The sequence below is a fragment of the Pseudomonas sp. JL3 genome, assembly GCF_031570575.1.
In the GTDB taxonomy this organism is placed as follows: Bacteria; Pseudomonadota; Gammaproteobacteria; order Pseudomonadales; family Pseudomonadaceae; genus Aquipseudomonas; species Aquipseudomonas cucumis.
This window is the reverse complement of sequence record NZ_JAKWJK010000003.1, coordinates 110,957-132,913: the sequence shown is the minus strand read 5'-3', so window position 1 is coordinate 132,913 and position 21,957 is coordinate 110,957. Positions and strand designations below refer to the sequence as shown.

General features: G+C 56.1%; 28 protein-coding genes and 1 tRNA gene. 12 read left to right on the top strand and 17 right to left on the bottom strand.

What is annotated here, in order from left to right; genetic code table 11:
* Window positions 1-328 precede the first annotated feature (328 nt).
* From thrS to MMG91_RS06865, 9 genes are all read left to right on the top strand, one after another.
* Window positions 329-2,251, top strand: coding sequence for a threonine--tRNA ligase (gene thrS, locus MMG91_RS06905; RefSeq protein WP_310659181.1), 1,923 nt, complete (start codon window positions 329-331; stop codon window positions 2,249-2,251).
* Window positions 2,251-2,802 carry a translation initiation factor IF-3 gene (gene infC / locus MMG91_RS06900; RefSeq protein WP_169857083.1) on the top strand — a complete coding sequence of 184 codons (552 nt, stop codon included), beginning with the start codon at window positions 2,251-2,253 and terminating at the stop codon, window positions 2,800-2,802. The genes thrS and infC overlap by 1 nt, the downstream gene beginning before the upstream one ends.
* Window positions 2,803-2,862: 60 nt before the next feature.
* Window positions 2,863-3,057 carry a 50S ribosomal protein L35 gene (rpmI, locus tag MMG91_RS06895; RefSeq protein ID WP_002553160.1) on the top strand — a complete coding sequence of 65 codons (195 nt, stop codon included), beginning with the start codon at window positions 2,863-2,865 and terminating at the stop codon, window positions 3,055-3,057.
* Between the two features lie 28 nt (window positions 3,058-3,085).
* Entirely contained in the window at window positions 3,086-3,442 is a 357-nt protein-coding gene (gene rplT, locus MMG91_RS06890; RefSeq protein WP_007905879.1) for a 50S ribosomal protein L20, read from the top strand.
* A gap of 109 nt (window positions 3,443-3,551) precedes the next feature.
* A complete protein-coding gene (pheS, locus tag MMG91_RS06885) occupies window positions 3,552-4,568 on the top strand; it encodes a phenylalanine--tRNA ligase subunit alpha (RefSeq protein ID WP_007905876.1) in 1,017 nt (338 codons plus the stop codon).
* Window positions 4,569-4,594: 26 nt separating this feature from the next.
* Window positions 4,595-6,976 carry a phenylalanine--tRNA ligase subunit beta gene (gene pheT, locus MMG91_RS06880; protein ID WP_310659180.1) on the top strand — a complete coding sequence of 794 codons (2,382 nt, stop codon included), beginning with the start codon at window positions 4,595-4,597 and terminating at the stop codon, window positions 6,974-6,976.
* Between the two features lie 3 nt (window positions 6,977-6,979).
* On the top strand, window positions 6,980-7,282 hold the full coding sequence (gene ihfA, locus MMG91_RS06875; protein WP_002553164.1) for an integration host factor subunit alpha: 303 nt from the start codon (window positions 6,980-6,982) through the stop codon (window positions 7,280-7,282).
* Complete coding sequence (locus MMG91_RS06870) at window positions 7,263-7,619, top strand: MerR family transcriptional regulator (RefSeq protein ID WP_003179985.1); 357 nt, start codon at window positions 7,263-7,265, stop codon at window positions 7,617-7,619. The genes ihfA and MMG91_RS06870 overlap by 20 nt, the downstream gene beginning before the upstream one ends.
* Window positions 7,620-7,708: 89 nt before the next feature.
* Window positions 7,709-7,785: transfer RNA gene (locus MMG91_RS06865), tRNA-Pro, on the top strand.
* Between the two features lie 69 nt (window positions 7,786-7,854).
* Here the strand turns inward: MMG91_RS06865 and MMG91_RS06860 are convergent.
* From MMG91_RS06860 to MMG91_RS06840, 6 genes are all read right to left on the bottom strand, one after another.
* On the bottom strand, window positions 7,855-9,036 hold the full coding sequence (locus MMG91_RS06860; protein WP_405046526.1) for a tyrosine-type recombinase/integrase: 1,182 nt from the start codon (window positions 9,034-9,036) through the stop codon (window positions 7,855-7,857).
* The gene (locus MMG91_RS28910) at window positions 8,922-9,242 is read right to left on the bottom strand and encodes a hypothetical protein (RefSeq protein WP_405046525.1); all 321 of its coding nucleotides are present in this window, start codon (window positions 9,240-9,242) and stop codon (window positions 8,922-8,924) included. Before MMG91_RS28910 ends, MMG91_RS06860 begins: the two co-directional genes overlap by 115 nt.
* Entirely contained in the window at window positions 9,155-9,649 is a 495-nt protein-coding gene (locus MMG91_RS06855) for a hypothetical protein (RefSeq protein WP_310659178.1), read from the bottom strand. Before MMG91_RS06855 ends, MMG91_RS28910 begins: the two co-directional genes overlap by 88 nt.
* Window positions 9,650-9,876: 227 nt before the next feature.
* Window positions 9,877-10,209, bottom strand: a complete 333-nt coding sequence (locus MMG91_RS06850) for a hypothetical protein (protein ID WP_310659177.1) — start codon at window positions 10,207-10,209, stop codon at window positions 9,877-9,879.
* 397 nt (window positions 10,210-10,606) lie between these two features.
* Window positions 10,607-10,807, bottom strand: a complete 201-nt coding sequence (locus MMG91_RS06845; RefSeq protein ID WP_310659176.1) for a hypothetical protein — start codon at window positions 10,805-10,807, stop codon at window positions 10,607-10,609.
* A gap of 426 nt (window positions 10,808-11,233) precedes the next feature.
* A complete protein-coding gene (locus MMG91_RS06840) occupies window positions 11,234-13,282 on the bottom strand; it encodes a DNA cytosine methyltransferase (protein WP_310659175.1) in 2,049 nt (682 codons plus the stop codon).
* A gap of 84 nt (window positions 13,283-13,366) precedes the next feature.
* Between MMG91_RS06840 and MMG91_RS06835 the strand changes: the two genes are divergently transcribed.
* Window positions 13,367-13,903, top strand: a complete 537-nt coding sequence (locus tag MMG91_RS06835; protein WP_310659174.1) for a hypothetical protein — start codon at window positions 13,367-13,369, stop codon at window positions 13,901-13,903.
* Window positions 13,904-14,007: 104 nt separating this feature from the next.
* Here MMG91_RS06835 and MMG91_RS06830 read toward each other — a convergent pair whose 3' ends face one another.
* Both MMG91_RS06830 and yejK read right to left on the bottom strand, forming a co-directional pair.
* The gene (locus tag MMG91_RS06830) at window positions 14,008-14,541 is read right to left on the bottom strand and encodes a hypothetical protein (protein ID WP_310659173.1); all 534 of its coding nucleotides are present in this window, start codon (window positions 14,539-14,541) and stop codon (window positions 14,008-14,010) included.
* Between the two features lie 279 nt (window positions 14,542-14,820).
* Entirely contained in the window at window positions 14,821-15,828 is a 1,008-nt protein-coding gene (yejK, locus tag MMG91_RS06825; RefSeq protein ID WP_310659172.1) for a nucleoid-associated protein YejK, read from the bottom strand.
* A 103-nt stretch (window positions 15,829-15,931) separates the two neighbouring features.
* On the opposite strand from yejK, the gene MMG91_RS06820 reads away from it, so the two are divergent.
* Window positions 15,932-16,678 carry a DUF5677 domain-containing protein gene (locus MMG91_RS06820; protein WP_310659171.1) on the top strand — a complete coding sequence of 249 codons (747 nt, stop codon included), beginning with the start codon at window positions 15,932-15,934 and terminating at the stop codon, window positions 16,676-16,678.
* 5 nt (window positions 16,679-16,683) lie between these two features.
* Here MMG91_RS06820 and MMG91_RS06815 read toward each other — a convergent pair whose 3' ends face one another.
* From MMG91_RS06815 to MMG91_RS06775, 9 genes are all read right to left on the bottom strand, one after another.
* Window positions 16,684-17,007 carry a hypothetical protein gene (locus tag MMG91_RS06815; protein WP_310659170.1) on the bottom strand — a complete coding sequence of 108 codons (324 nt, stop codon included), beginning with the start codon at window positions 17,005-17,007 and terminating at the stop codon, window positions 16,684-16,686.
* 74 nt (window positions 17,008-17,081) lie between these two features.
* Window positions 17,082-17,543 (bottom strand): hypothetical protein, encoded by a 462-nt coding sequence (locus tag MMG91_RS06810; protein ID WP_310659169.1) that lies wholly within the window; start codon window positions 17,541-17,543, stop codon window positions 17,082-17,084.
* Window positions 17,540-17,770 (bottom strand): hypothetical protein, encoded by a 231-nt coding sequence (locus MMG91_RS06805; protein WP_310659168.1) that lies wholly within the window; start codon window positions 17,768-17,770, stop codon window positions 17,540-17,542. Before MMG91_RS06805 ends, MMG91_RS06810 begins: the two co-directional genes overlap by 4 nt.
* Window positions 17,767-19,410, bottom strand: coding sequence for a YqaJ viral recombinase family protein (locus MMG91_RS06800; protein ID WP_310659167.1), 1,644 nt, complete (start codon window positions 19,408-19,410; stop codon window positions 17,767-17,769). Before MMG91_RS06800 ends, MMG91_RS06805 begins: the two co-directional genes overlap by 4 nt.
* Window positions 19,407-20,264: an ERF family protein gene (locus MMG91_RS06795; RefSeq protein ID WP_310659166.1), complete on the bottom strand. Its 858-nt coding sequence runs from the start codon at window positions 20,262-20,264 to the stop codon at window positions 19,407-19,409. Before MMG91_RS06795 ends, MMG91_RS06800 begins: the two co-directional genes overlap by 4 nt.
* Before the next feature lie 155 nt (window positions 20,265-20,419).
* The gene (locus tag MMG91_RS06790; protein WP_310659165.1) at window positions 20,420-20,542 is read right to left on the bottom strand and encodes a hypothetical protein; all 123 of its coding nucleotides are present in this window, start codon (window positions 20,540-20,542) and stop codon (window positions 20,420-20,422) included.
* Window positions 20,539-20,733 (bottom strand): hypothetical protein, encoded by a 195-nt coding sequence (locus MMG91_RS06785; RefSeq protein WP_310659164.1) that lies wholly within the window; start codon window positions 20,731-20,733, stop codon window positions 20,539-20,541. The genes MMG91_RS06790 and MMG91_RS06785 overlap by 4 nt, the downstream gene beginning before the upstream one ends.
* A complete protein-coding gene (locus MMG91_RS06780) occupies window positions 20,733-20,921 on the bottom strand; it encodes a hypothetical protein (RefSeq protein ID WP_310659163.1) in 189 nt (62 codons plus the stop codon). The genes MMG91_RS06785 and MMG91_RS06780 overlap by 1 nt, the downstream gene beginning before the upstream one ends.
* Window positions 20,918-21,337, bottom strand: a complete 420-nt coding sequence (locus MMG91_RS06775; RefSeq protein WP_310659162.1) for a hypothetical protein — start codon at window positions 21,335-21,337, stop codon at window positions 20,918-20,920. Before MMG91_RS06775 ends, MMG91_RS06780 begins: the two co-directional genes overlap by 4 nt.
* A gap of 274 nt (window positions 21,338-21,611) precedes the next feature.
* Between MMG91_RS06775 and MMG91_RS06770 the strand changes: the two genes are divergently transcribed.
* Window positions 21,612-21,956: a hypothetical protein gene (locus tag MMG91_RS06770; protein ID WP_310659161.1), complete on the top strand. Its 345-nt coding sequence runs from the start codon at window positions 21,612-21,614 to the stop codon at window positions 21,954-21,956.
* Window position 21,957: the final 1 nt, after the last annotated feature.

Genomic DNA, 21,957 nt, shown 5'->3' with positions numbered 1-21,957 from the left:
AGCGGGGTTCAAGTTCAGCACTCTGGCATAAAAATGCCTGATTTGCCCCAGCAGAAAACCTTGCCACCGCGATGACCGTTCATCTGTGCTAGCATGCCTCGCTCGGGCGTTTGCAGGCTCCGGATGACCTTCAGTCCCGGCAGCGGCAGCGGCTCGAATAACCCTGATTTGAATCCCAGTCACTCTGGTTCGGTTTTCCGGTTGGCCGCAAGGCTCCTGCCGCTGTAAGGCAGGCGTTCGTTATTGAATGGCCTGGATCGGATCTTGTACTGGCTCATCCCAACCCACGTGACCTTTGGTAGGGGTCACCACTAGGAGAGGAGGCGCCATGCCAACTATTACTCTTCCCGACGGCAGTCAACGTTCATTCGATCACCCGGTTTCCGTAGCCGAGGTCGCCGCATCCATCGGTGCCGGTCTGGCCAAGGCCACCGTGGCCGGTAAGGTCGATGGCAAGCTGGTCGACGCCAGCGACATCATCGACAGCGATTCCTCGCTGCAAATCATTACGCCAAAGGATGAAGAGGGGCTGGAGATCATTCGCCACTCTTGCGCCCACCTGGTTGGCCACGCGGTCAAGCAGCTGTATCCGGCGGCCAAGATGGTCATCGGTCCGGTCATCGACGAAGGCTTCTATTACGACATCGCCTTCGAGCGTCCTTTCACACCGGACGACCTGGTCGCCATCGAACAGCGCATGCAGCAGCTGATCGAGAAAGATTACGACGTAATCAAGAAAGTCACTCCGCGCGCCGAAGTGATCGAAGTGTTCAAGGCCCGCGGCGAAGACTACAAGCTGCGTCTGGTCGAAGACATGCCGAACGAGCAGGCCATGGGTCTGTACTATCACGAAGAATACGTCGACATGTGCCGCGGTCCGCACGTGCCGAACACGCGCTTCCTGAAATCCTTCAAGCTGACCAAGCTGTCTGGCGCCTACTGGCGTGGCGATGCCAAGAACGAGCAATTGCAGCGCGTTTACGGCACCGCATGGGCGGACAAGAAGCAACTGGCGGCTTACATCCAGCGCATCGAAGAAGCCGAGAAGCGCGATCACCGCAAGATCGGTAAGCGTCTGGGCCTGTTCCACACCCAGGAAGAGTCGCCGGGCATGGTGTTCTGGCACCCGAACGGCTGGACTCTGTACCAGGTGCTCGAGCAATACATGCGCAAGGTTCAGCGCGACAATGGCTACCTGGAGATCAAGACTCCACAAGTCGTTGACCGCAGCCTGTGGGAGAAATCCGGGCACTGGGCCAACTACGCCGACAACATGTTTACCACTCAGTCGGAAAACCGCGACTACGCCATCAAGCCGATGAACTGCCCGTGCCACGTGCAGGTGTTCAATCAGGGCCTGAAAAGCTACCGCGAGCTGCCGATGCGCCTGGCCGAGTTCGGTGCCTGCCACCGTAACGAGCCGTCGGGTGCGCTGCACGGGATCATGCGCGTTCGCGCCTTCACTCAGGACGATGCTCACATCTTCTGTACTGAAGAGCAGATGCAGGCCGAATCCGCTGCGTTCATCAAGCTGACCATGGACGTCTATGCCGACTTCGGCTTCAAAGACGTCGAGATGAAGCTGTCCACTCGTCCGGAAAAACGCGTTGGTTCTGACGAGCTGTGGGATCGCGCCGAAGCTGCACTGGCTGCAGCCCTTGATAGCGCTGGCTTGCCGTACGATCTGCAACCAGGCGAAGGTGCGTTCTACGGTCCGAAGATCGAGTTTTCGCTGAAAGATTGCCTCGGCCGTGTCTGGCAATGTGGTACCCTTCAGCTCGATTTTAACCTGCCTGTCCGTCTGGGAGCCGAATACGTCTCCGAAGACAACAGTCGCAAGCACCCGGTTATGTTGCACCGGGCGATCCTGGGTTCGTTCGAACGTTTCGTCGGAATCCTGATCGAGCACTACGAGGGTGCATTCCCCGCGTGGCTGGCTCCGACCCAGGCAGTGATCATGAATATCACTGACAAACAGGCCGATTTTGCCGCCGAGGTTGAAAAAACCCTCAACGAAAGCGGATTTCGTGCCAAGTCTGACTTGAGAAATGAAAAGATCGGCTTTAAAATCCGCGAGCATACTTTGCTCAAGGTTCCCTATCTCTTGGTTATCGGAGATCGGGAAGTCGAGATGCAGACTGTCGCTGTGCGTACTCGTGAAGGTGCTGACCTGGGCTCGATGCCCGTCGCCCAGTTCGCTGAGTTTCTCGCGCAAGCGGTTTCCCGGCGTGGTCGCCCAGATTCGGAGTAATTACTATTAAGCGTGAAATGAGACAAGATAAACGAGCTGCACCGAAAGCCCCGATCAACGAGAATATCTCGGCACGCGAGGTTCGGTTAATTGGGGCTGAAGGTGAACAGCTTGGGATTGTGTCAATTGAAGACGCGCTTCTTAAGGCTGAAGAGGCCAAACTGGATTTGGTGGAAATTTCCGCCGATGCAGTACCCCCTGTTTGCAAACTGATGGACTACGGCAAATCGATCTTCGAGAAGAAGAAGCAGATTGCCGCGGCCAAGAAAAACCAGAAGCAGATTCAGGTTAAAGAAATCAAGTTTCGTCCAGGGACGGAGGAAGGGGATTACCAGGTAAAACTGCGCAACCTGGTACGTTTCCTGAGTGATGGGGACAGGGCCAAGGTATCCTTGCGATTCCGCGGCCGTGAGATGGCCCACCAGGAGCTGGGGATGGAACTCCTCAAGCGAGTTGAAGGTGATTTGCTCGAGTACGGTTCGGTCGAACAGCATCCTAAGATGGAAGGACGCCAGCTGATCATGGTCATCGCCCCGAAAAAGAAGAAGTAATCAATAGGGCACGGCAGGCCTTCTGATTATGTTTATCAACTGAATGCGGAGTATCCGAACATGCCAAAAATGAAAACTAAAAGTGGTGCTGCTAAGCGGTTTTTGAAAACTGCTAACGGTATCAAGCACAAGCACGCTTTCAAGAGCCACATCCTGACTAAAATGTCGACCAAGCGTAAGCGTCAACTGCGCGGTAGCAGCTTGCTGCATCCGTCTGACGTGGCAAAAGTCGAGCGCATGCTGCGCCTTCGTTAATTTTAGTCAAGAATAGAGGAAGTAACTCATGGCTCGTGTAAAGCGTGGCGTCATTGCCCGTAAACGTCACAAAAAAATTCTGAAACTTGCTAAAGGCTACTACGGCGCTCGCTCGCGCGTATTCCGTGTTGCCAAGCAAGCGGTAATCAAGGCAGGCCAATATGCCTACCGTGACCGTCGTCAGAAAAAACGTCAGTTCCGCGCTCTGTGGATCGCTCGTATCAACGCTGGTGCACGTATCAACGGTCTGTCCTACAGCCGTTTCATCGCCGGCCTGAAAAAAGCGTCCATCGAGATCGACCGTAAGGTTCTGGCTGATCTGGCAGTGAACGAAAAAGCGGCGTTTGCTGCGATTGTCGAGAAAGCTAAAGCCACCTTGGCTTAAGTACCCCCGACAGTCACCCGGCCTCACCTCTGTGGGGCCAGGTGTTAAACGTCATAAATAGGGGAAGAGCCTTCAAGCTCTTCCCCTATTTTGTATCTGGAGTCTGTACATGGAAAACCTGGATGCGCTCGTCTCTCAAGCACTAGAGGCTGTGCAAAGCGCTGAAGATATCAATGCCCTGGAGCAAATCCGGGTTCACTACCTTGGCAAAAAGGGCGAATTGACTCAGGTGATGAAGACCCTGGGGAATTTGCCAGCAGAAGAGCGTCCGCAAGTCGGCGCGCTGATCAACGTTGCCAAGGAGCGTGTCACAGAGGTTCTCAATGCCCGCAAGGCACTGTTTGAAGAGGCCGACCTGGCCGCCAAACTGTCCGCCGAGTCCATTGACGTGACCCTGCCTGGCCGTGGCCAGACCTCCGGTGGTCTGCATCCGGTTACTCGCACTCTGGAACGTATCGAGCAGTTCTTCACCCATATCGGCTACGGCATCGCCGAAGGCCCTGAGGTCGAAGACGACTATCACAACTTCGAGGCGCTCAACATCCCAGGCCATCACCCGGCCCGGTCGATGCATGACACCTTCTATTTCAATGCCAACATGTTGCTGCGCACTCATACCTCGCCGGTACAGGTCCGCACCATGGAATCGAAACAGCCGCCGATCCGCATCGTCTGCCCAGGCCGTGTGTACCGCAGCGACTCCGATATCACCCACTCGCCGATGTTCCACCAGGTCGAAGGCCTGCTGGTCGATCGCGATATCAACTTCGCCGACCTGAAAGGCACCATCGAAGAGTTCCTGCGCGTGTTCTTCGAAAAAGAACTGGCCGTGCGTTTCCGTCCATCGTACTTCCCGTTCACCGAGCCATCCGCTGAAGTCGACATGGAATGCGTGATGTGCAGCGGTAAAGGCTGCCGCGTCTGCAAACAGACTGGCTGGTTGGAAGTCATGGGCTGCGGCATGGTTCACCCGAATGTGTTGCGTATGTCCGGGATCGACCCGGAAGAGTTTTCGGGCTTTGCCTTCGGCATGGGCGTTGAGCGTCTGGCCATGCTGCGTTACGGCGTGAACGACTTGCGTCTGTTCTTCGACAACGACTTGCGGTTCCTCGCGCAATTTCGCTAGTCGTAACGAATTCTTAGGAGAGCAGGATGAAATTCAGTGAACAATGGCTGCGTGGCTGGGTAAGCCCGCAGGTAAATCGCGACGAGCTGGTTGCTCGTCTGTCGATGGCCGGTCTTGAGGTCGATAGCGTTACGCCGGCCGCCGGTGAATTCAGTGGCGTGGTGGTGGGCGAGGTGCTGAACACCGAGCAACACCCTGACGCTGATAAGTTGCGCGTTTGCCAGGTCAGCAATGGCTCGGAGACTTTCCAGGTAGTGTGCGGTGCGCCAAACGTGCGCCCGGGCCTGAAGATCCCGTTTGCCATGATCGGTGCCGAACTGCCGGGCGACTTCAAAATCAAGAAAGCCAAGCTGCGTGGCGTTGAATCCAACGGCATGCTGTGCTCTCAGGCCGAGCTGCAAATCGGCGAAGGCAACGATGGTCTGATGGAATTGCCGGCCGATGCGCCAGTCGGTCAGGACATTCGTGAATACCTGAACCTGGAAGACGCCAGCATCGAGGTCGACCTGACCCCGAACCGCGGTGATTGCCTGTCCCTGGCCGGTCTGGCCCGCGAAGTCGGTGCGCTGTACGCCGTCCAAGTCACGCGTCCGGTCGTTGCCAGCGTTCCCGCTGTGCACGACGAAGTGCGTTCAGTTGAAGTCCTCGCGCCAGCCGCATGCCCGCGTTACCTGGGTCGTGTGATCCGTAACGTTGACCTGTCCAAGCCTACGCCGCTGTGGATGGTCGAGCGTCTGCGTCGTGCCGACGTGCGTAGCATCGACGCCGCCGTCGACATCACCAACTACGTGATGCTGGAACTGGGTCAACCGCTGCACGCCTTCGATCTCGCCGAAATCAATGGCGGCATCCGCGTGCGCATGGCCGAAGAAGGCGAGAAGCTGGTGCTGCTCGATGGCCAGGAAGTCAGCCTGCGTAGCGATACGCTGGTGATTGCCGACCACACCCGCGCACTGGCAATCGCTGGCGTCATGGGGGGCGAGCATAGCGGCGTCAACACCGCGACCACTCGCGACATATTCCTTGAAAGTGCCTTCTTCGATCAGATTGCCGTTGCTGGCAAGGCTCGTTCCTACGGCCTGCACACCGACGCTTCGCACCGCTATGAGCGTGGCGTGGACTGGAAGCTGGCCCGTGAAGCCATGGAGCGCGCCACTGGCCTGCTGCTGGAGATCACCGGCGGTGAAGCTGGCCCGATCGTCGAAACCGTCAGCGAGCAGCATCTGCCATCGATCGCTCCGATCACCCTGCGTGCCCAACGCATCACCCAGATGCTGGGCATGGAAATGGACTCGGCCGAAGTCGAGCGTCTGCTCGGCGCCTTGGGTCTGACCATTTCTGCCGATGGGGCAGGGCTGTGGCGCGTTGAAGTGCCAAGCTTCCGTTTCGATATCAGTCTGGAAGTCGACCTGATCGAAGAACTGGCCCGTCTGTACGGTTACAACCGTCTGCCGGTTCGCTACCCGCAAGCCCGTCTGGCGCCGCAAGCCAAGGCTGAAGCGCGTAGCGATCTGCCTGAGCTGCGTCGTCTGCTGGTGGCCCGTGGTTACCAGGAAGCGATTACCTACAGCTTCATCGATCCGAAACAATTCGAGTTGTTTAATCCGGGTGTCGAGCCGCTGCTGCTGGCCAACCCGATTTCCAACGACATGGCGGCCATGCGTTCGTCCCTGTGGCCTGGTTTGGTCAAGGCGCTTCAGCACAACCTGAACCGTCAGCAAGATCGCGTCCGCCTGTTCGAAAGCGGCCTGCGTTTCGTCGGTCAGCTGGAAGGCCTGAAGCAAGAGCCGATGCTGGCGGGTGTGGTGTGCGGTAGCCGTCTACCGGAAGGCTGGGCACAAGGTCGCGATGTCGTGGATTTCTTCGACGTCAAAGCCGATGTGGAAGCGGTACTGGGCTTCGCCGGTGCGCTGGATTCGTTCACGTTCGTGCCGGGCAAACACCCTGCGTTGCACCCGGGTCAAACCGCGCGCATCGAACGTGAAGGCCGCTTGGTAGGTTTCGTTGGCGCTATCCATCCTGAATTGTCGAAAACCCTCGGTCTCGACCGCCCGGTTTTCGTCTTCGAGTTGGTTCTGGCCGAAGTGGCATTGGGAAAAATGCCTGAATTCCAGGAGTTGTCGCGCTTTCCTGAAGTGCGTCGTGACTTGGCGCTGATTGCGGCCACGGACGTTGCGGCCAGTGCCGTACTGGACGTAATCCGTGAAAATGCAGGCGAATGGCTCACAGACCTCAGGCTATTTGACGTGTATCAGGGTAAAGGCATTGATCCTGATAGAAAAAGCCTTGCAGTCGGCTTGACCTGGCAGCATCCATCGCGCACTCTTAATGACGATGAGGTGAATACCACGACGCAAAACATCCTCACCTCGCTCGAACAAAGGTTGAACGCCACGTTAAGGAAGTGACGTATGGGGGCTTTGACGAAAGCTGAGATGGCGGAACGTCTGTATGAAGAGCTGGGCCTGAACAAGCGGGAGGCCAAGGAATTGGTCGAACTGTTTTTTGAAGAAATCAGGCACGCTCTTGAAGACAACGAACAAGTCAAATTGTCCGGTTTCGGCAATTTCGACCTTCGGGACAAACGCCAGCGGCCTGGCCGCAATCCGAAAACGGGAGAAGAAATCCCGATCACGGCTCGCCGTGTGGTCACCTTTCGTCCAGGGCAGAAGTTGAAGGCCCGAGTTGAGGCTTATGCTGGAACCAAGTCATAACGACGAACTACCCGTCATCCCGGGCAAACGCTACTTCACCATTGGTGAAGTCAGCGAGCTATGTGCCGTAAAACCGCACGTGCTGCGCTACTGGGAGCAGGAGTTTCCTCAACTCAACCCCGTCAAACGCCGCGGAAACCGCCGGTATTATCAGCGCCAGGACGTGCTGATGATCCGGCAGATCCGCGCGCTTCTTTACGATCAGGGGTTTACCATCGGCGGCGCACGTTTGCGTTTGTCCGGCGATGAAGCCAAAGACGACACAACCCAATACAAACAAATGATCCGCCAGATGATCGCCGAGCTGGAAGATGTTCTGGTGGTGCTTAAGAAATAAATTCCTGCTTTTAAATACTTCCAGTTTTCAAAAGCTTGCGATATATTCTTGAGCGTTCCTCGAGATGAGGGACAGATTCAACGCCTAGTCGGGGCGTAGCGCAGTCCGGTAGCGCACTAGCATGGGGTGCTAGGGGTCGAGTGTTCGAATCACTCCGTCCCGACCATATAATTCAGTAACTTAGCCGAACTCTAGCCAGTTCGGCTTTTTTACGTGTAGGGACTTTTGCGGGGGATCATCCCGTTTTCCTCCTCAAGATGGTCAGTGCCGGTCCTCGCGAATCGGTGGCTGACACTTTGTTTGCCGCGTCAATCAAATGCCCAAGCTCTGCGGTAGAATAGTGGCTCGTAATGCTACCGTTCTTGTGCCCAAGTAATGCCTTTCGATCTTCTTCGGTAATGCCCGCAGCACGCAGCCTTCTGCCAAAGGTGTGCTTCAGGTCATGAACCCTGATCGAGCGGAATCCAGGGTGCGCTGGCGACTTATGCTCCTTTTCCCACTTCGCCGCCGCTCGTATCCTGGCCTTCTTCCAGGCCGTGTCATTCATCCGGTGAATCGCTGTCGGTCCAAACTGATCTGGTTGCCCATACGGGAAAACCAAATCGGGATGCAGGCCGCGCTGACCATCAATCACTGACATCGCTACCCTGTTCAGCACCACCAGCCTTTCATCGCCGTTCTTCACTCCCGCCTTGTCATGCCGACCGCCAAACCCTGGCGGAATCAGAAACACGCTCGTTTCCAGCTCCGGCACCCGTATCTCCCATTCCCACCGCAATTTGCAAACTTCCTGCTCTCGGCATCCCGTGTTCACTTTGTAGAGGGCCATCCTCAGCAGGTGATCAGGGATTTCCGCAAAGAGCATGGACTGTTCTTCCCAAGACAACGGATAGGGCTTTCTGCTCGACCGTTTTTCCTCCAGCATCGAGATCATCGGCACGCTATCAAGCCACGGCCGCTTTTCTGCGTCTCGCCACTTCCTGTGGCACAGGTTCAATATCCTGACGACTCGTTGCAGGGCGATGTTCACCGTCCTGTTCGAAACACCAGGCTTCACCTTCCCGGTCGCCGTCTTGGTTGGCTTTTGCCGATCCCGCTTGAAGGCGGAAAGCGTCCCGTCATCAATGTGCGTGATCGGTAAGTCGCCGATGTACGGATCCAGCTGCTCAATGTGGGAAGCGGACAGGGCGATTGACGGCTGATCCTTGAACTCGACCAGAAACTTGGTGGCGGCCTCGCGCCAAGTTCGTACCTGGCGCACGCCGTATACCTGTTCTTGCCTGAGCTTTTCCAAGCGGTGAATCAGGTACTGCTCCGCTTCTTCCCTCTCGCTTGATCCAGTGCTTTCTTGAAGTCGCTGACCTCGGACGACTTTGTCGATGTGCCAAATGCCGTTCCTCTCGTAGAGGCCGGACATGGTTTTTCGCGCCATTTATTAACTCCTTGGCGCCCACTGCGGGGCTGATTGTTGTCCTGATTGGCCGCTTTTTCAATTGCCATGGACTCGATGTAGGCATCTGCCCACTGGTCGAGCTCTATTCGGTCGAAGCCAATGCCCTGTTTCCCGATCGGGAATTCGCGCACGTTCGGCCTGACCGTTTTGTTGAATTCATCCCGGCACATGCCGAGATAGCCGTAAGCCTCGCCGGCGCGAATGAAGCGCGGGAGGATGGGCGCGACTTGAGCCGCGCTTCGATTTGACATAGCGATGCTCCATGCCGCGCGTGGCGGCAGAAGGTTGGGGAAGGGGGTCGGATGATTGCGGTCAGCGTCTGGCTGCCGTCGGCATGAGTGGTGGTCATGTGCATGACGGAGCGACTTGACGGCCTGATGATGTTCAGTGCCGGGACAAACTTCTCGTTAGACACATCGTCGGTACCGGGAAGAATGGTTGTGCAGTAGAGCGTTTCGTCATCCTCGTCCTGCAGTTGAGCGGAGAGCAGCAGAGCGATGTTGTGCTCTTTGCAGATGTCGATGATTTGGTGGACCAGTGGGCTGATTTGTTCGTCGAACACATTTTCTTTGGTCATGGGGATTCCTCGCCCGCCGACCGGCAGGCTTTATGATTTAATGGGAGTGATTCTTAAAAGGAGTGGTAGAAATTATGGAAAATGCATTTAGAAAGCCGCTGTTCGTAGTGGGGATGTCACTCTTTGTCTGCGGTTTGGGTATTGAAAGCCCTGGACTCTGGATTCCGGGAGCCGCGTTTATGCTGATCGGATGGGGTCAGCGGAGTAAGTGAGTTCCACTGTAATGATCATGGCGTCATCCGTCGGCCCCAGATGCAAACAGGGCCATCCTCGGCGTCGTGAATCGACAGGATGAACCAACCAGGTTCGGCGGGATGCTGAATCTCCCACGCCGAGCAATCAACCTGGCCGTCTTCCATGTAGACGTTGAATACATCGGTCGATACGTCGCTCTCCATGTAGGTGATCTTCGTTTCCACTTGGTGGCGTGCGCACCAATTGTTGAACTGCTCTTCGGTGATTTCGTCATCGAATTCCGAGAGGTAGTCAGGGGGCGACCACCAACCGTTTGCATCGCGATGGACCGGAAATGGTTCGATCAAAACAGTTTCTTCAGGCATGACTGTTCCTTTGCCGCTATAGCGGCTATTAAGTTCGTATGGGGGAGAGGTATCGTTGCCGCCATTAACAAATGGAGGTAGGACGTGGTCGTACACGGAGTTGAATATCGGTTTTGCTGCGCTTCAAGCGTTGTTGAAGGTCACGATGGCCTTGCGATGGAGTGCTGGAGAGGTAACAACGGGCTGGTGTTTGAAATCTTTCGAAACGACGAAACGCTTCGTTTTGAGGTAACCCTATTCGTAGAGAGTGTTCCGCTAGAGCTGCTTGAATACGCGGTCCCGATTGCCCGAGAGTGGTTAGGAGATTTTGTTCCCTCTCCCTGACGACGAGTCCTTGCCGCTATAGCGGCTGACTTTGAAGTGGAGGGAGGGGAAGGTGAAATGAAGCTGTGAAGCTCTAGTCCCAGCGAACGTCGAACTCTGAAATTTCTCGCTCCAACTGTTCTATGGTTTCGAACCAGGAATCAAAGCCGTGCTGCTCGTCCAGTAATAAGTAAAGGAAATAGCCACCAGTTTCACCCGCATTGTCGTCGTGAACGCTTATGGTCCAACCGGCATGTTCACCAGTTAAAACTGTTCCAGTGCGAGTGATCTGCATGTATTGGCTCATGTCCCTAGCTTGGGTGAAATAGAGACTGTACTTTTTACATCAGCTCGGCAGATGTTGGTACTCCTGCAATCGCCATCGATACCAGATCATGGGCATTCACAACCGTCATGCCGACGGCAGCGATTTTGTTTTCTGTGGGGGCGTCCTATGCCGGGCCATGCCCGGACGGTGGAAGGAGTGATGTCAAGGGGGGAAGATTCTGTAAGGTGCGGTGTGTAAGACATTGGCCATAGTTCCCCCCCATTTCGCGGCACCGATGAAAGAGGATAATAAATACCTCGACAAGGGGTGCCGGAATGAGACGATTTTTTGAAGACCTGCTGGTCCAAATTCTGATTGACCAGATGATGACGCGGATACATCAGCTGTTGGACTGGCTCAATACATCGCCTTGGCAGGTGTGGTTTGCCTGAGTTATGCCGCTGCTGCTTGGCGCTCAACTGCACGCCATGGATCATTGGCTCGTGCCAGTGCCGCCATCGGCGGTGGGCTGACGCTGTTCCCGCACATGTGGACCTGTTGGGTTTTGGTGAACGGCTTACCGTCGGCACCGTGACTGATGATGTAGTCGGCTGGGAAACCCTGAGCCTTGTACAGCTCGGCGGGCTGCAGCATCCGTAGGCAGATGTCGACGATCACGTACGGCGCGCCCTTGATCGTCACAGTGACCAGTGCCAGGCGATCCTTGGTGGTGATCGTTGGTGCTGGCTCGCCGGCGCCGCTCACGTTCTCGGTACCGTAGTAACTGATCAGGAATGCCGCGACCCGCAGTGCGCCGGCTTCCACCTCTGGCGAAAGCTGGAACTCGACCAGCGAACTCTTGCCGCCGCCACCCGCCGTGATGGTTGGTGCCGGCTCATCCACTGCCTGGCCAACGCTGGCGCCGAATTGGCGCTCCATGAAGGCGGTGACCAGACCGTGGTGGGTGCCGCCGGCGCTGATCGTGTGCAGCGGGTCAGCGATGTCACGCGCATCGCAGTTGCCGCGAAGGTGCACCAGATTAGCGGTCACCAGCTGCTGCTGGCTGCCGGTGTTGGTCACCGGCTCGTCGATGCTCTTGGCGTCGGTGGTGTTGAAGCCTCCGTTCATCTGAGCCATGAATACCGTCGAGATCCCCATTGCGTGGGCCGCGCCGGCCGGGCGCTGATAGTTGCCTCCGCTGGTGATGGTCGGAAGAGGCTCGTCGAGCGCCTTGCCTTCATCAGCAAACCGGAACTTCACCAGGTGCGCCGCGGTGATGGCGTGCTTCACGCCGCCAGCGACGACTGTGCCGATCGGTTGATCCAGTCCAGGCACTCGCGGCTCTTGCCCAGCGCATTCGCCATAACCGGTTTGAATCAGCGTAGGGCTGATCAGCGTCAGCTCCCCGCGGTTGGCGCAGGTCACCGTCGGTAGCGGGGTGTGCGGGTCGTTGATTCGGTCGCTGCCATGATGCGTGGCAGGCGCGATGATCGGGCTGGCCATGGCAAACGATCCGCCGCGCGGCCAAGAGGTCACGGTGCGCAGCGGGTCGTGTGCCGACTGGACGCTTTCACCGGACCAGTTCGCGATCGGCACAATGAACGGGTCGGCGGCATCGATGACGAACTTCTTCATGCCTTTGGCGATTCGCCGAAGGGTGGCCGGTGCCAGAGGCTTCGGCCGGTCAAAGATGCTTTTGCTCGGGATTGTCCAGTCGATGCACTCGGCGGCGGTGCGCCACTTCTGCTGGCCTTTCACGGGGTGTTTGGCGTGGGTCGGTGCTGGCCAGACAATCGGCTCACCGTCACAGCGGGCGATCATGAACAGGCGTTCCCGGCTGGTCGGCGCGCCAAAGTCGCAAGCCTTGATGACGCGCCACTCGACGACATAGCCAAGGTGCTGCAGCTCGGCGACGAAGATCGCCCAGGTCTGCCCGCGGCGTTTCGGATCAGGCACCAAAAACTGCTGGTGGACCGGGACGACTTCACTTGGCTCGGCAATGCTGCAGCCCAGCTTCATTACTCGGCCGGTCGCCTTGCAGCGCTTGGCGATCAGCGGCCCCCACTGGAGGATCTGTTTCACGTTTTCTAGGCTGATGACGCGGGGCTTCTTCTTGCCGGCCCACTTCAGACCGATCCACGATAGGTTTCGAATCTCACGTTTGCGTGGCTGGCCTCCGGCTGCCTGGCTGTGATGCGTGCAGTCCGGCGACATGTGGAACCAGCCAACCGCCTTGCCGCCGCACTCAGTGTCCGGATCACCGTCGAATACGTCGGTGGTGTAGTGCACGGCGCCTGGGTGATTCACGGTGTGCATGCTGATCGCCTGAGGGCTGTGGTTCTTAGCGACGTTCACCGCGCGACCAAGGCCCATTTCCAGCCCGGTACCGGCGCCGCCACCACCACAGAAGAAGTCGACAACGATCTCATCATCCTGAGTGCCGAAGCCGAGTCCGTATTGAGTTTTGAAATCGAAGGGGTGTTTCTTCTGTTGTGCGGACATAGGAGATCCTCGCCGGCTGGCGTGATTCGTTGAAGTGGGGTATTTGTGTTCAGCCCGGCATGGAGCCGGATTAGGGGATGCGCTATGAAACAGCTCGTTCAAAAAAATGACTTGCCGGCTTACCTGAGAGGACTAGCTGCAGCCTCTATGCTCGTTGTCAGCATGAGTACACCGTTTATGGAAATAGCCACCACCGTGAAGTCGACTTATGAAATGGCCTATCTCGTGGAGAACTATGGCCAATACATTGGTGAGGGCCCATATATGATCGAAAGTAAAGACGATCATGAGTGGAAGGAAGCGCCAACTCCAGACCCAGTAATCACAGGTTACGCATTTGCATTCACTGTTTGCGCGAGGCTGGTTCGCTCAGGTAAAGAGATCGGTGGTCACCATTCCCTACGAAAAGCTCTGGCAGGGTATGAATACATCCAAATGGATAGGCTAGATGATGATGCAATGGTCTCTTCGATCCTGATAAAAATGCCTGCCGTTCCTGCTGAGCTTCAGACGCTTCACAATCTTCTCGCCGAAACCACTGTCATGTTTTCGATAGATGATGGGACTGGTTTTTTTCACCTTGGCAATACGATGATGGGAAATGGGATTTACCATTCTTGACTGTCAGCGCAATAGGTGAGGGTAGGTCAGGCGGCGGACTTGGCTGCTGTCTGCTGAGCTATGTTTGCGCCGCCTATCGATGTTCGAGTTATATTGTGTGGTTGTCATTGAAAGGTGGGTAGTGGTTTCGAGGGTAAAATGTTGATTATTGAAATTATTATACTTCTGGCAAACCCCGTAGGCTTGATGTCTTTATGCATGGGGAAACTATGAAGCACGCTTGGGTTTCCAAGGCCTTCACATTTGTAGAGTGTACGTTTGTCTGTAAACATATAGTCTTTATTCGCTTTTGTAGTGGCGCCGGTCAATATTAATCCGTACTCAACCTCTGACTCTTTGTTTTCTATCATGGCTCTGGAAAAGTCAATAGTTGTGCGTAGCCTTGATGCGTAATCGATAATACTGGTATATCTGAAAGGTTCTAGGTTATATGCGTCGCCATCCTGGTAGGTACTTATTTTGCTAAATCTAAGTGCAAGCCCTACGGTTAGGTCGGGGAAGGCATGCATTTTTTCCCATTCTGCAAGTGATATGATTGCGGCTGTTTCGGCATCCAAAGGCCGGTTTTTTTGGGTTTGTTCAGCATCCATTTGTGCTTTGATTTTATCTCTCTCTATTTCGTACATGCTTTTTTTCATTGGAATATCTCGTGGCGTTCGTAGCGGTTTATTTGCTGGAGGCAGCTCTCAGCTGACACGCTATAATCGTAGCTCATTCATCAGAATTCGAAAGCTTAGTGATCGCCCATGCAGGACCCAAGCTATTAGTGTTCCAAATATTGAAGGCTTTTACTTGTACCGGTCTGGTATTAATAAACTTTTCATGAATGCATTTAGAAAGCGTCATGACCACTTTCTTGAACGACGATTTCAAGTCGCGACATGGTGGCAAAGCGGACGGACTCTTCGGCGTGTATATCAAGCGGTCCCGCGCTTTAGTTGGTCGGTGAGCTGGTTTGGCAAGTTGCGCAGCGTCAGCGTGCCGCCAGCTTCGTCGAACTCAATCTTGGAGCCCAGCAGGTGCTGCTCGAAGCTGATGGACAGGCCATCGGCACGGCCGGTGAAGCGTCGGAATTTGTTAAGGGTCTTCTTGTCCGGCGGGATCGAATCGGAGAGGCCGTAGTCTTTACCCTCGACGAAATCGGCAAACGCTTTTGGCTGATCGTCGTCGAGTACTTCGGACAGTTCGTCGAGCGTGATCGGCTCGCCCAGTTTGGCCTGGGACAAGGCATAGCTGACCAGTGTTTCGGTCTTCTCCCGAGCGGATTCCTCACCGAAATCTTCACTTTCAACGAAATCACTAAACGCCTTGAGCAGTGTGCGGGTTTCCCTCGGGCCGTCGACGCCTTCCTGTGCGCCGATGAAGTCGCGGAAGTACTCGCTGAGCCTGCGGCCCTGTTTACCCTTGAGGTACGAGATGTACTGACGAGACTGTGGGTTGTTCTTCCACTCACTGAGATTGATGCGCGCGGCCATGCGGATGTGGTCCAGGTCCAGGCGCTTGACCGTCATCAGGTGCAGCTCCTCGGTCAAGGTCATTGCTTCGGTTTCCTGCACCAGGGCAATGATCAGGTAATCGGTCAGGCCTTGCTGGTAGTGGCAGAAGAGGGCGTGCCCGCCGGTGGTCAGGTTCGATTCTTCCATCAGTTTGGTCAGGTGCTCAACGGCGATGGTGCTGAACTCGAGAAAATCAGAGCCGCCTGCCCGGTACTTGGCGAGCCATCCACTGAGTGGGTGTGCGCCCGACTCATGATGAAAGAAGCCCCAGGCCTTACCGGTAGTGGCGTTGTAGTTTTCGTTGAACTGGCTCATCAGGTCGTCGCGAGCCTGGCTCTCAACCTGTCCGGCGCCGCCAAGGAACAGAACAGCCGGGCTACCGTCGGGCTTCTTGTCGATCTTATGAATCACGCTGTGGAGAACGGGCATTGCGAATTCCTCGGGTAAGCGCCGCCCTCCGTGACCGGTGGTGGCAAATTATGGGTAATGTTAGTGTTTTGACCATTGAACAGGGCTAGGGGAGCAGTTGGACATGGATCACGCGTTATTCGGCGACCTTAATGAGAAAGGCTTTCTTTCTCCGGCGGTTGAGCTTGTAAAAGCCAAGCTAAAATCGACCCACAAGAAAAATTTTGAAGATGTCGAGGCCGCCTCTGGCGTTGCTCAGTATCTGGTGATGGGTGCTGGCGTTTACCAAGACGTTCCTCATATGGTTGCTTCACTCATTCTGTTTCATAAAGCGGTCAGGAGTTGTCAGGCGGCAATACTGCTTTGTGAAAGGGGGCTTGTAGTCGATGCTCAAACGCTAACGCGTTCTGCGGTTGAGTCCTTGTTTCATGCGGTAGCACTGATAAACGACCCCGCCGTATTTGTTCAGATGGGAAAGTACGGCGATACCGAAGAGAAGAAGCAAGCCCAAGGGATGATAAGGTCACTTTCTGAGTTGGGACTCAATGACCAAAACGTAGGTGACTTGAGCGAAGTTATAAGTCGTGCCGAAGGGCCAGCTTCGAAATTTTCTGCTTACGACGCGGCGCGAATTGCGGGGCTGATGCCGCTATATGAGACTATTTATCGCGGTCTTTCTGCTGTTGCAAGTCACGCAACTCTCAGGTCGATGGACTCGTCTCTGGATATTAGGGATGGAAACGCTGTACTTCTAACCGGGCCAACTGAATATCATTTGGACTTTACTCTCGGGCTACTAAAAGTCTGTTTGGAAGTTTCGAGTACTAAGCTGCGAGAACATTTTATCTTTGAGGAATCAGGTATCGAGTGAGACCTTTATTCTGGCTCTATGATCTCGTCACCTGGATCCTTTCTGATCTCGCACAAACTTTGATTGTGAAATTTCCGCGCCACGTTTTCGCTAATGACGATTTCGTGGCGCGCCTTCAATGCTTCCCGCGCGCCTTCTGGCCCAAGCGAGTGCACATGCCGCAGGCAACCCTCAATCACTGATGCTTGCTCGGTGTCCTTGCTCCAACCCATGAGTTCTTCCAGCTTCAGCCGCGTGCCGAGCCGGCATCGGTGTCGCAGTTCCTTCTCGTCGAACTCGACCCGCTTCAGCGCTGCCTTCTCCGATCGTTCTTGTCCAGTCTTGGCCATGGCCTGCCTCTTCAATTCCGGGCCGGCAATGCCAGCCAGGTTTGTCATTTTGCGTTGTTGGGTGCGGAAGCGTCTCACGCTGCTAGCTTGACCTGATTCCAGGCTCCGACCGCTTCAAAAATCCGCGCTGCGTGAGCCTCGTCGAGCGATAAAGCTTCAGGGATAGTGATCCAGCCAGAAGCCATCATCTGGCTTTGATTGGCCGAGTCGCGGAGTTGCTTGTAGCAGTGCTCGATCACGTCTTCCAAGTGGTCGGAGAGGTACACGCCGTCCGGCGCCACCTCAATCGACTTGCTGTAGCGGTCGCCGCGGGCATCAATACAGAGAGCGCTGAGGTAGATCGTCCAGCGGTGGGCTGTGCCACACACGGCCTGGCCAATCTTCCCGGGCGCGATGTTCTTCAGCGATTTGTAATTGATCATTCCTTGGCGACCGCTCGGGTCGATGTTCACCACCGCGACGTGGTTGGTGCTCAATAGGGCGCGGCATGAACGATCAATCCGCGCCTTGAGGTTGTGGGGCTTTCTCTTGCTCATAGTGAGTCCGCCATTTTGCGAAGCGCCTGCCGATCGGAGCGGCTCAGGGCCTTGGGGCGACGCTTGAGGATTGTTTCAGGGTCAATCGTTTCTTTCCTGGCCGGTGCCGGCTTGAACTGAAACGACTCAAGAATCTGGACGGTCTTGCCGCGAGCTATGAAAGCCTCGCGGGCGGCATCGATCCGGACTTGCTCCTGCTGAAGGGTTAAGGTTCTGGATGCATTCATGCGGCCACCTTCACCAGCCTCACGCCGGCCATGCTGAACTGGGCGCCTTGGTCCGCGACAAGTGCGTCGAGCGCTGTCCAGTCCACTGTGAGCATCGAGATTGGTGCTTGGCCGTAGGCCACGGCCTTGATCAATGCGTCGAGATCGTAAACCTCAGCCTGCATCGCTACCGGTTGGCTAGATTGCACCGCAGCTGGCTTCGTGGCTGTCTGAATGATTGGAGCTGCTTTCGCCTGTGCAGGTGTTACAACGGGAGCAGGCTCGGCGACGGTCGCGACAAGTGTTTTCGCCTTCGCTTCGTCTTCGATCCGCTGCAACTCTTCGTTGCGAATCCGTACACGCTGGGCTTCGGCTTTCTCATCCTCGGCCTTCTTGTGCTCCGAGATCCTCACCTTGATCAGCGCCACTAGATCATCGTTCGCCTTTAGCACCAGTTGCTGGAGATCGTTGAACAAGAACGCATGGTTTGCGGCCAGCTCGTCATAGCTGGCGAGGTTGGCGCGGATGCCATCGCCGACCTGGCTGGCAGCGATTTTCGCCCTGGCCAATTCCGAGTCGGCGGCATCGCGCAGACTGCTGATGGACTTCTTGCCCTTGATGGCGCCAGCGAAATCGGCGGGCACGGCCGGCATGCGAGCTTTGCCACCTAGTGAGTTGTTGATCTGGTCGACGTGCAACTGCAGCGCCTTCGCCGCGCTCATGACGATGTCTTCGCGGATACTGACCTTGCGAGCTTTTACCAGTTCTTCCAGTTCGAGGCGCTTTCTGCGTGCCTCGGCGCTGATCTCGTCGATGGTGCGGAAGAGGGTGTCGATGCTTTCTGTCTGACTCAGCGCATGCTGCTTGGCCGCGGCCAGGCGCTCTTCAACATCGCCACACCATTTGACGGTCTTCTCGGCGTCCGCGAAGTGCTGGTCAGTTTCCAGTTCAGTGTTGATCGAGTCAAAGACCGCGAGCGAGTGAGCCTTGAACTGTTCCAAGTTGCTGGCGGTAACCATGCCGGTGACTTCGATGCGCAGCGCCGGCAGGCTGTCCGGCGTTTTGCCGACAGCTTCCGGCACGACCTCGACCGGCGTGAAGTCGAGCAAGTCGGCTTGGAACTGCTTCCATCCGGCAATGAGTGTCGCGGCGCGGCCAGGCACCGGTGTGTATTCCATCGACACGAAATTGTCTTCTGTCCCATCGGAACAAACGAAGATCACTTTCTCGGCGCCACTCACCAGCAGTTGCTGTTCGAGCTGCCAGTAGTAGTGCGGGTCCAGATTGCCGGCCAGTACATCGGCGGCGAGCTGCTCGTTCCACATTTTGTGCTCGAACAGTGTTTCGCCGAGCATGGTGCAGCCGTCGAGTGAGGCGAGGAGGTCGCCGTCGGTGCCGACGACGGGAAAGAGGTCTTCGCCGATCCGCGCTTCCAGAATTGGTCGAGCCAGGGCTTCAGCTTCATGGCCTTTGTCGAACAGGTATTTTTGCACCCACCACGATACGTCGCGGTCGAGGCCGGTCTTTTTGGCGCTAAGCAGCTCGGTGCGCTTCATCTGTTTCGAGGCGCCCATCATGGCCGGCGCCTCGGAGGCGGTGAAGTAGTTGGCGCGGAGCGCATGCCAGGCTTCGGAACCTTGGATTACTGAATGAATTTTCAAGATGCGTCTCCTTCTTGTGATGGTGCGATGATTGCGAGGATGGTTTTTTTCTGGTGCTCGGTTAGAGATGCCTTAAGCCCGAGCATCACGACGATGTGTTCAGCTGTTTTTTGCCCGCTCAGAATCATGGCGACCCACTTTGGGAAGTTCTCGGTGAACTTTTCGGGTGAGTACGGGGGAAGGGCTTCAGGCTCCGGCGGCAAGACCTCTACTGGTGGAGCCCCCGAATTCCCGTCATCGTCGTCATCGGTCGTGGTGACATTGAAAATCATCTGGGTCAGGTATCGCCGGCCGTAGCTGATTGTCGAGCCGTTCGCCTGCACACCGGTTTTGTTTGTCTTGCCGCCAGAGCCTGCGGCGTCGATCGGAAGGTCAAGCTGGTAAAGCTTTGTATGGCCGCCGGCGTGCATGCATTCACAGGTAACGCGAAGGTGGCCAGGCAGACGAGAATCGGCGGTGCCGAAGGACAGCGAAAAGCCTTCCTCGGTGAAGATCGGGCTGATAGCTCGGTCGATATCTTCGAGCCTGGCGTAGGTGCTGGCGGTGTGTTTGTTGAGCGCGTTGCGCGTCACCGGCTTGATTCGCTTCTGCGCGCTGACCATTGCGACGCTGAATGCTGCCGAAGCCTGTCGGTCGACGTGGCGCTCGTGCATCTGCATCAGCCGCTCCATGTTGCCGACATCGACATTTGGATTGGCGGCGACCTGGATGATCACGGACATGATGCTGGCAGCGTCGTTAGATTGAGCCGGAACCTCGGTTGCGACATTTGGCGATCGGCGCTGATCGATGGTGGTGACCACGCTCGACTCGACACCCTCCACAACTTGGTTGGGTTTGCGCTCTGCGGACATACGGGTTCCTTGCCGCGATGCACGCAGCGTTGAAGTGTGAGGTTATTGGGTTACGCGATCAGCGAGAGCGCTGAGCAACATCAGGAAGGCGAAGACGGTGATAGCGGGGAACGAGCCGCGCCAGATCAGCAGGTGCCGCGCCCGCTGGCGGCTGGTCACTGGAAGAACCTGTGAGCGACTTGCGGTGGCTGGCAGACGCCGGTTGCGTCTCGGATGACGTTATAGGCCAGCATCACTATCAGCAGGCCGGCGGTGAGCAGCCAGAAGATTGGTCTCATTGCCGGACCCTCACTGCGATCCGGCCGCCCTTCATGGTTGCCGCCAGACGCTGAGGAAGATTCGCCACGTGCATTTCCCGAGGCTTGCCGATCACTTCATTGAAGGGGAGGCCGAAGCCCAGCAAGATCAATTTCGATTCGATCTCGTCGAGTTGCTCGTCAATCAGCGTTTTGACTGGTGATGTCGTCATCATGCCTCCTTGCGCTGCTGGCAAATATCGCGCAGCCGTTTGCAGTAGTGGTTGAACTCGTCGATGGTGATTGCACCGTCGGTGAATAGGCGCGTTATCAGCGCCTGGACCAACAAGCTGATGTCTTCTTGGCCGGATGGTGCGGACACGCCGTCGAGTGCCTGATCGATCAGGATGTGCGGGCTCACAGATCGCCGTCCTCAGCCTTGGCTATCAGCGCGTCATCGGCGAGTGGCTGTAACAGTGCCTCTGCGATTTCGCCAAGCATGCCCAACGGGTGATCGCTGTTGCCCAGCAGTTCTGCCGCTGCGGTCCTGTCAGCGTTTCCGCGCTCCACGGATATCAACAACCGCCCGAGTGCCGGGGTGTCCACCTCGCAATCGGCAAGGCGGCTGTTCACGTATTCATCTACTGCCAGGGCGAACTGAGCAGCGGTCACGCCCTGAGGCTTGTGCATGCGGCGCTGGAAGGACACGTCAGTGCCGCGCAGCAGATCTTCGGCGGCGTTGTACAGCCATTCCGCTCGTGCTGCATCCTGCGGGCTATCGCTCACTGGAGGCGGCTTGCGATGGTGTTTGGGCAGAGAACTATGCGGGGTGTTCATGATCGCCTCCAGATCGGCGAGGTGGATTAAGGCGAGGGCCGCCCTGCATCCTTTTTAAACATATTGACCGTGAGGCCATTCAGGGTGATCCATCGGGCTTTAACCAGTGGTCGTCCAACAAAATTCGGCTGCACTCATCCGATCCGCTGGTTGCCGTTGGGCGCGGAGGGGAGTGCATTCAGATTTGGTCGGCAAGGGGCTAAAGAAACAGAAAGGTTCGGCCGATAGGCTCGCGTTGGCATTGATGCCAATTACTTGAGAATTGGAGTTTCAAATGTCTCTGAAGAAAGCACTTAATGGCATGTCCATCGCACTCATTGCCTTCACTCATGTGATGACAGCCCAAGCTGCCAGTGACCACGAAATTGCCGTTGCGGCCGTCGCCCTCCATCAAGAGTGTGGGAAGAAGCATCCAGACATGGTTCTTTCTTTAGAACAATTCATATCGCTACATACGCATATGTCTGACCAACTGGCGGATGACGTCCGCGAAATCGCTACTCAATCGAAGTACAAAATTGAAGTAGAGCAGGCGGTCATAAAAATAAACTCTCAGGCCGATCAAGATTTGGTGGAAGCCGTCTGTAATAGCTACTACCGAGAGGTAAACAAGCGATAAC

What these genes read in the sequence shown, in the direction of transcription:
- thrS (WP_310659181.1), top strand. Translation starts at nt 329, where the DNA reads ATGCCAACTATTACTCTTCCCGACGGCAGTCAACGTTCATTCGATCAC.
- rpmI (WP_002553160.1), top strand. Translation starts at nt 2,863, where the DNA reads ATGCCAAAAATGAAAACTAAAAGTGGTGCTGCTAAGCGGTTTTTGAAA.
- rplT (WP_007905879.1), top strand. Translation starts at nt 3,086, where the DNA reads ATGGCTCGTGTAAAGCGTGGCGTCATTGCCCGTAAACGTCACAAAAAA.
- pheS (WP_007905876.1), top strand. Translation starts at nt 3,552, where the DNA reads ATGGAAAACCTGGATGCGCTCGTCTCTCAAGCACTAGAGGCTGTGCAA.
- pheT (WP_310659180.1), top strand. Translation starts at nt 4,595, where the DNA reads ATGAAATTCAGTGAACAATGGCTGCGTGGCTGGGTAAGCCCGCAGGTA.
- ihfA (WP_002553164.1), top strand. Translation starts at nt 6,980, where the DNA reads ATGGGGGCTTTGACGAAAGCTGAGATGGCGGAACGTCTGTATGAAGAG.
- MMG91_RS06870 (WP_003179985.1), top strand. Translation starts at nt 7,263, where the DNA reads ATGCTGGAACCAAGTCATAACGACGAACTACCCGTCATCCCGGGCAAA.
- MMG91_RS06860 (WP_405046526.1), bottom strand. Translation starts at nt 9,036, where the DNA reads ATGTCCGGCCTCTACGAGAGGAACGGCATTTGGCACATCGACAAAGTC.
- MMG91_RS28910 (WP_405046525.1), bottom strand. Translation starts at nt 9,242, where the DNA reads ATGTGCCGGGATGAATTCAACAAAACGGTCAGGCCGAACGTGCGCGAA.
- MMG91_RS06855 (WP_310659178.1), bottom strand. Translation starts at nt 9,649, where the DNA reads ATGACCAAAGAAAATGTGTTCGACGAACAAATCAGCCCACTGGTCCAC.
- MMG91_RS06850 (WP_310659177.1), bottom strand. Translation starts at nt 10,209, where the DNA reads ATGCCTGAAGAAACTGTTTTGATCGAACCATTTCCGGTCCATCGCGAT.
- MMG91_RS06845 (WP_310659176.1), bottom strand. Translation starts at nt 10,807, where the DNA reads ATGCAGATCACTCGCACTGGAACAGTTTTAACTGGTGAACATGCCGGT.
- MMG91_RS06840 (WP_310659175.1), bottom strand. Translation starts at nt 13,282, where the DNA reads ATGTCCGCACAACAGAAGAAACACCCCTTCGATTTCAAAACTCAATAC.
- MMG91_RS06835 (WP_310659174.1), top strand. Translation starts at nt 13,367, where the DNA reads ATGAAACAGCTCGTTCAAAAAAATGACTTGCCGGCTTACCTGAGAGGA.
- MMG91_RS06830 (WP_310659173.1), bottom strand. Translation starts at nt 14,541, where the DNA reads ATGAAAAAAAGCATGTACGAAATAGAGAGAGATAAAATCAAAGCACAA.
- yejK (WP_310659172.1), bottom strand. Translation starts at nt 15,828, where the DNA reads ATGCCCGTTCTCCACAGCGTGATTCATAAGATCGACAAGAAGCCCGAC.
- MMG91_RS06820 (WP_310659171.1), top strand. Translation starts at nt 15,932, where the DNA reads ATGGATCACGCGTTATTCGGCGACCTTAATGAGAAAGGCTTTCTTTCT.
- MMG91_RS06815 (WP_310659170.1), bottom strand. Translation starts at nt 17,007, where the DNA reads ATGGCCAAGACTGGACAAGAACGATCGGAGAAGGCAGCGCTGAAGCGG.
- MMG91_RS06810 (WP_310659169.1), bottom strand. Translation starts at nt 17,543, where the DNA reads ATGAGCAAGAGAAAGCCCCACAACCTCAAGGCGCGGATTGATCGTTCA.
- MMG91_RS06805 (WP_310659168.1), bottom strand. Translation starts at nt 17,770, where the DNA reads ATGAATGCATCCAGAACCTTAACCCTTCAGCAGGAGCAAGTCCGGATC.
- MMG91_RS06795 (WP_310659166.1), bottom strand. Translation starts at nt 20,264, where the DNA reads ATGTCCGCAGAGCGCAAACCCAACCAAGTTGTGGAGGGTGTCGAGTCG.
- MMG91_RS06790 (WP_310659165.1), bottom strand. Translation starts at nt 20,542, where the DNA reads ATGAGACCAATCTTCTGGCTGCTCACCGCCGGCCTGCTGATAGTGATG.
- MMG91_RS06785 (WP_310659164.1), bottom strand. Translation starts at nt 20,733, where the DNA reads ATGACGACATCACCAGTCAAAACGCTGATTGACGAGCAACTCGACGAG.
- MMG91_RS06775 (WP_310659162.1), bottom strand. Translation starts at nt 21,337, where the DNA reads ATGAACACCCCGCATAGTTCTCTGCCCAAACACCATCGCAAGCCGCCT.
- MMG91_RS06770 (WP_310659161.1), top strand. Translation starts at nt 21,612, where the DNA reads ATGTCTCTGAAGAAAGCACTTAATGGCATGTCCATCGCACTCATTGCC.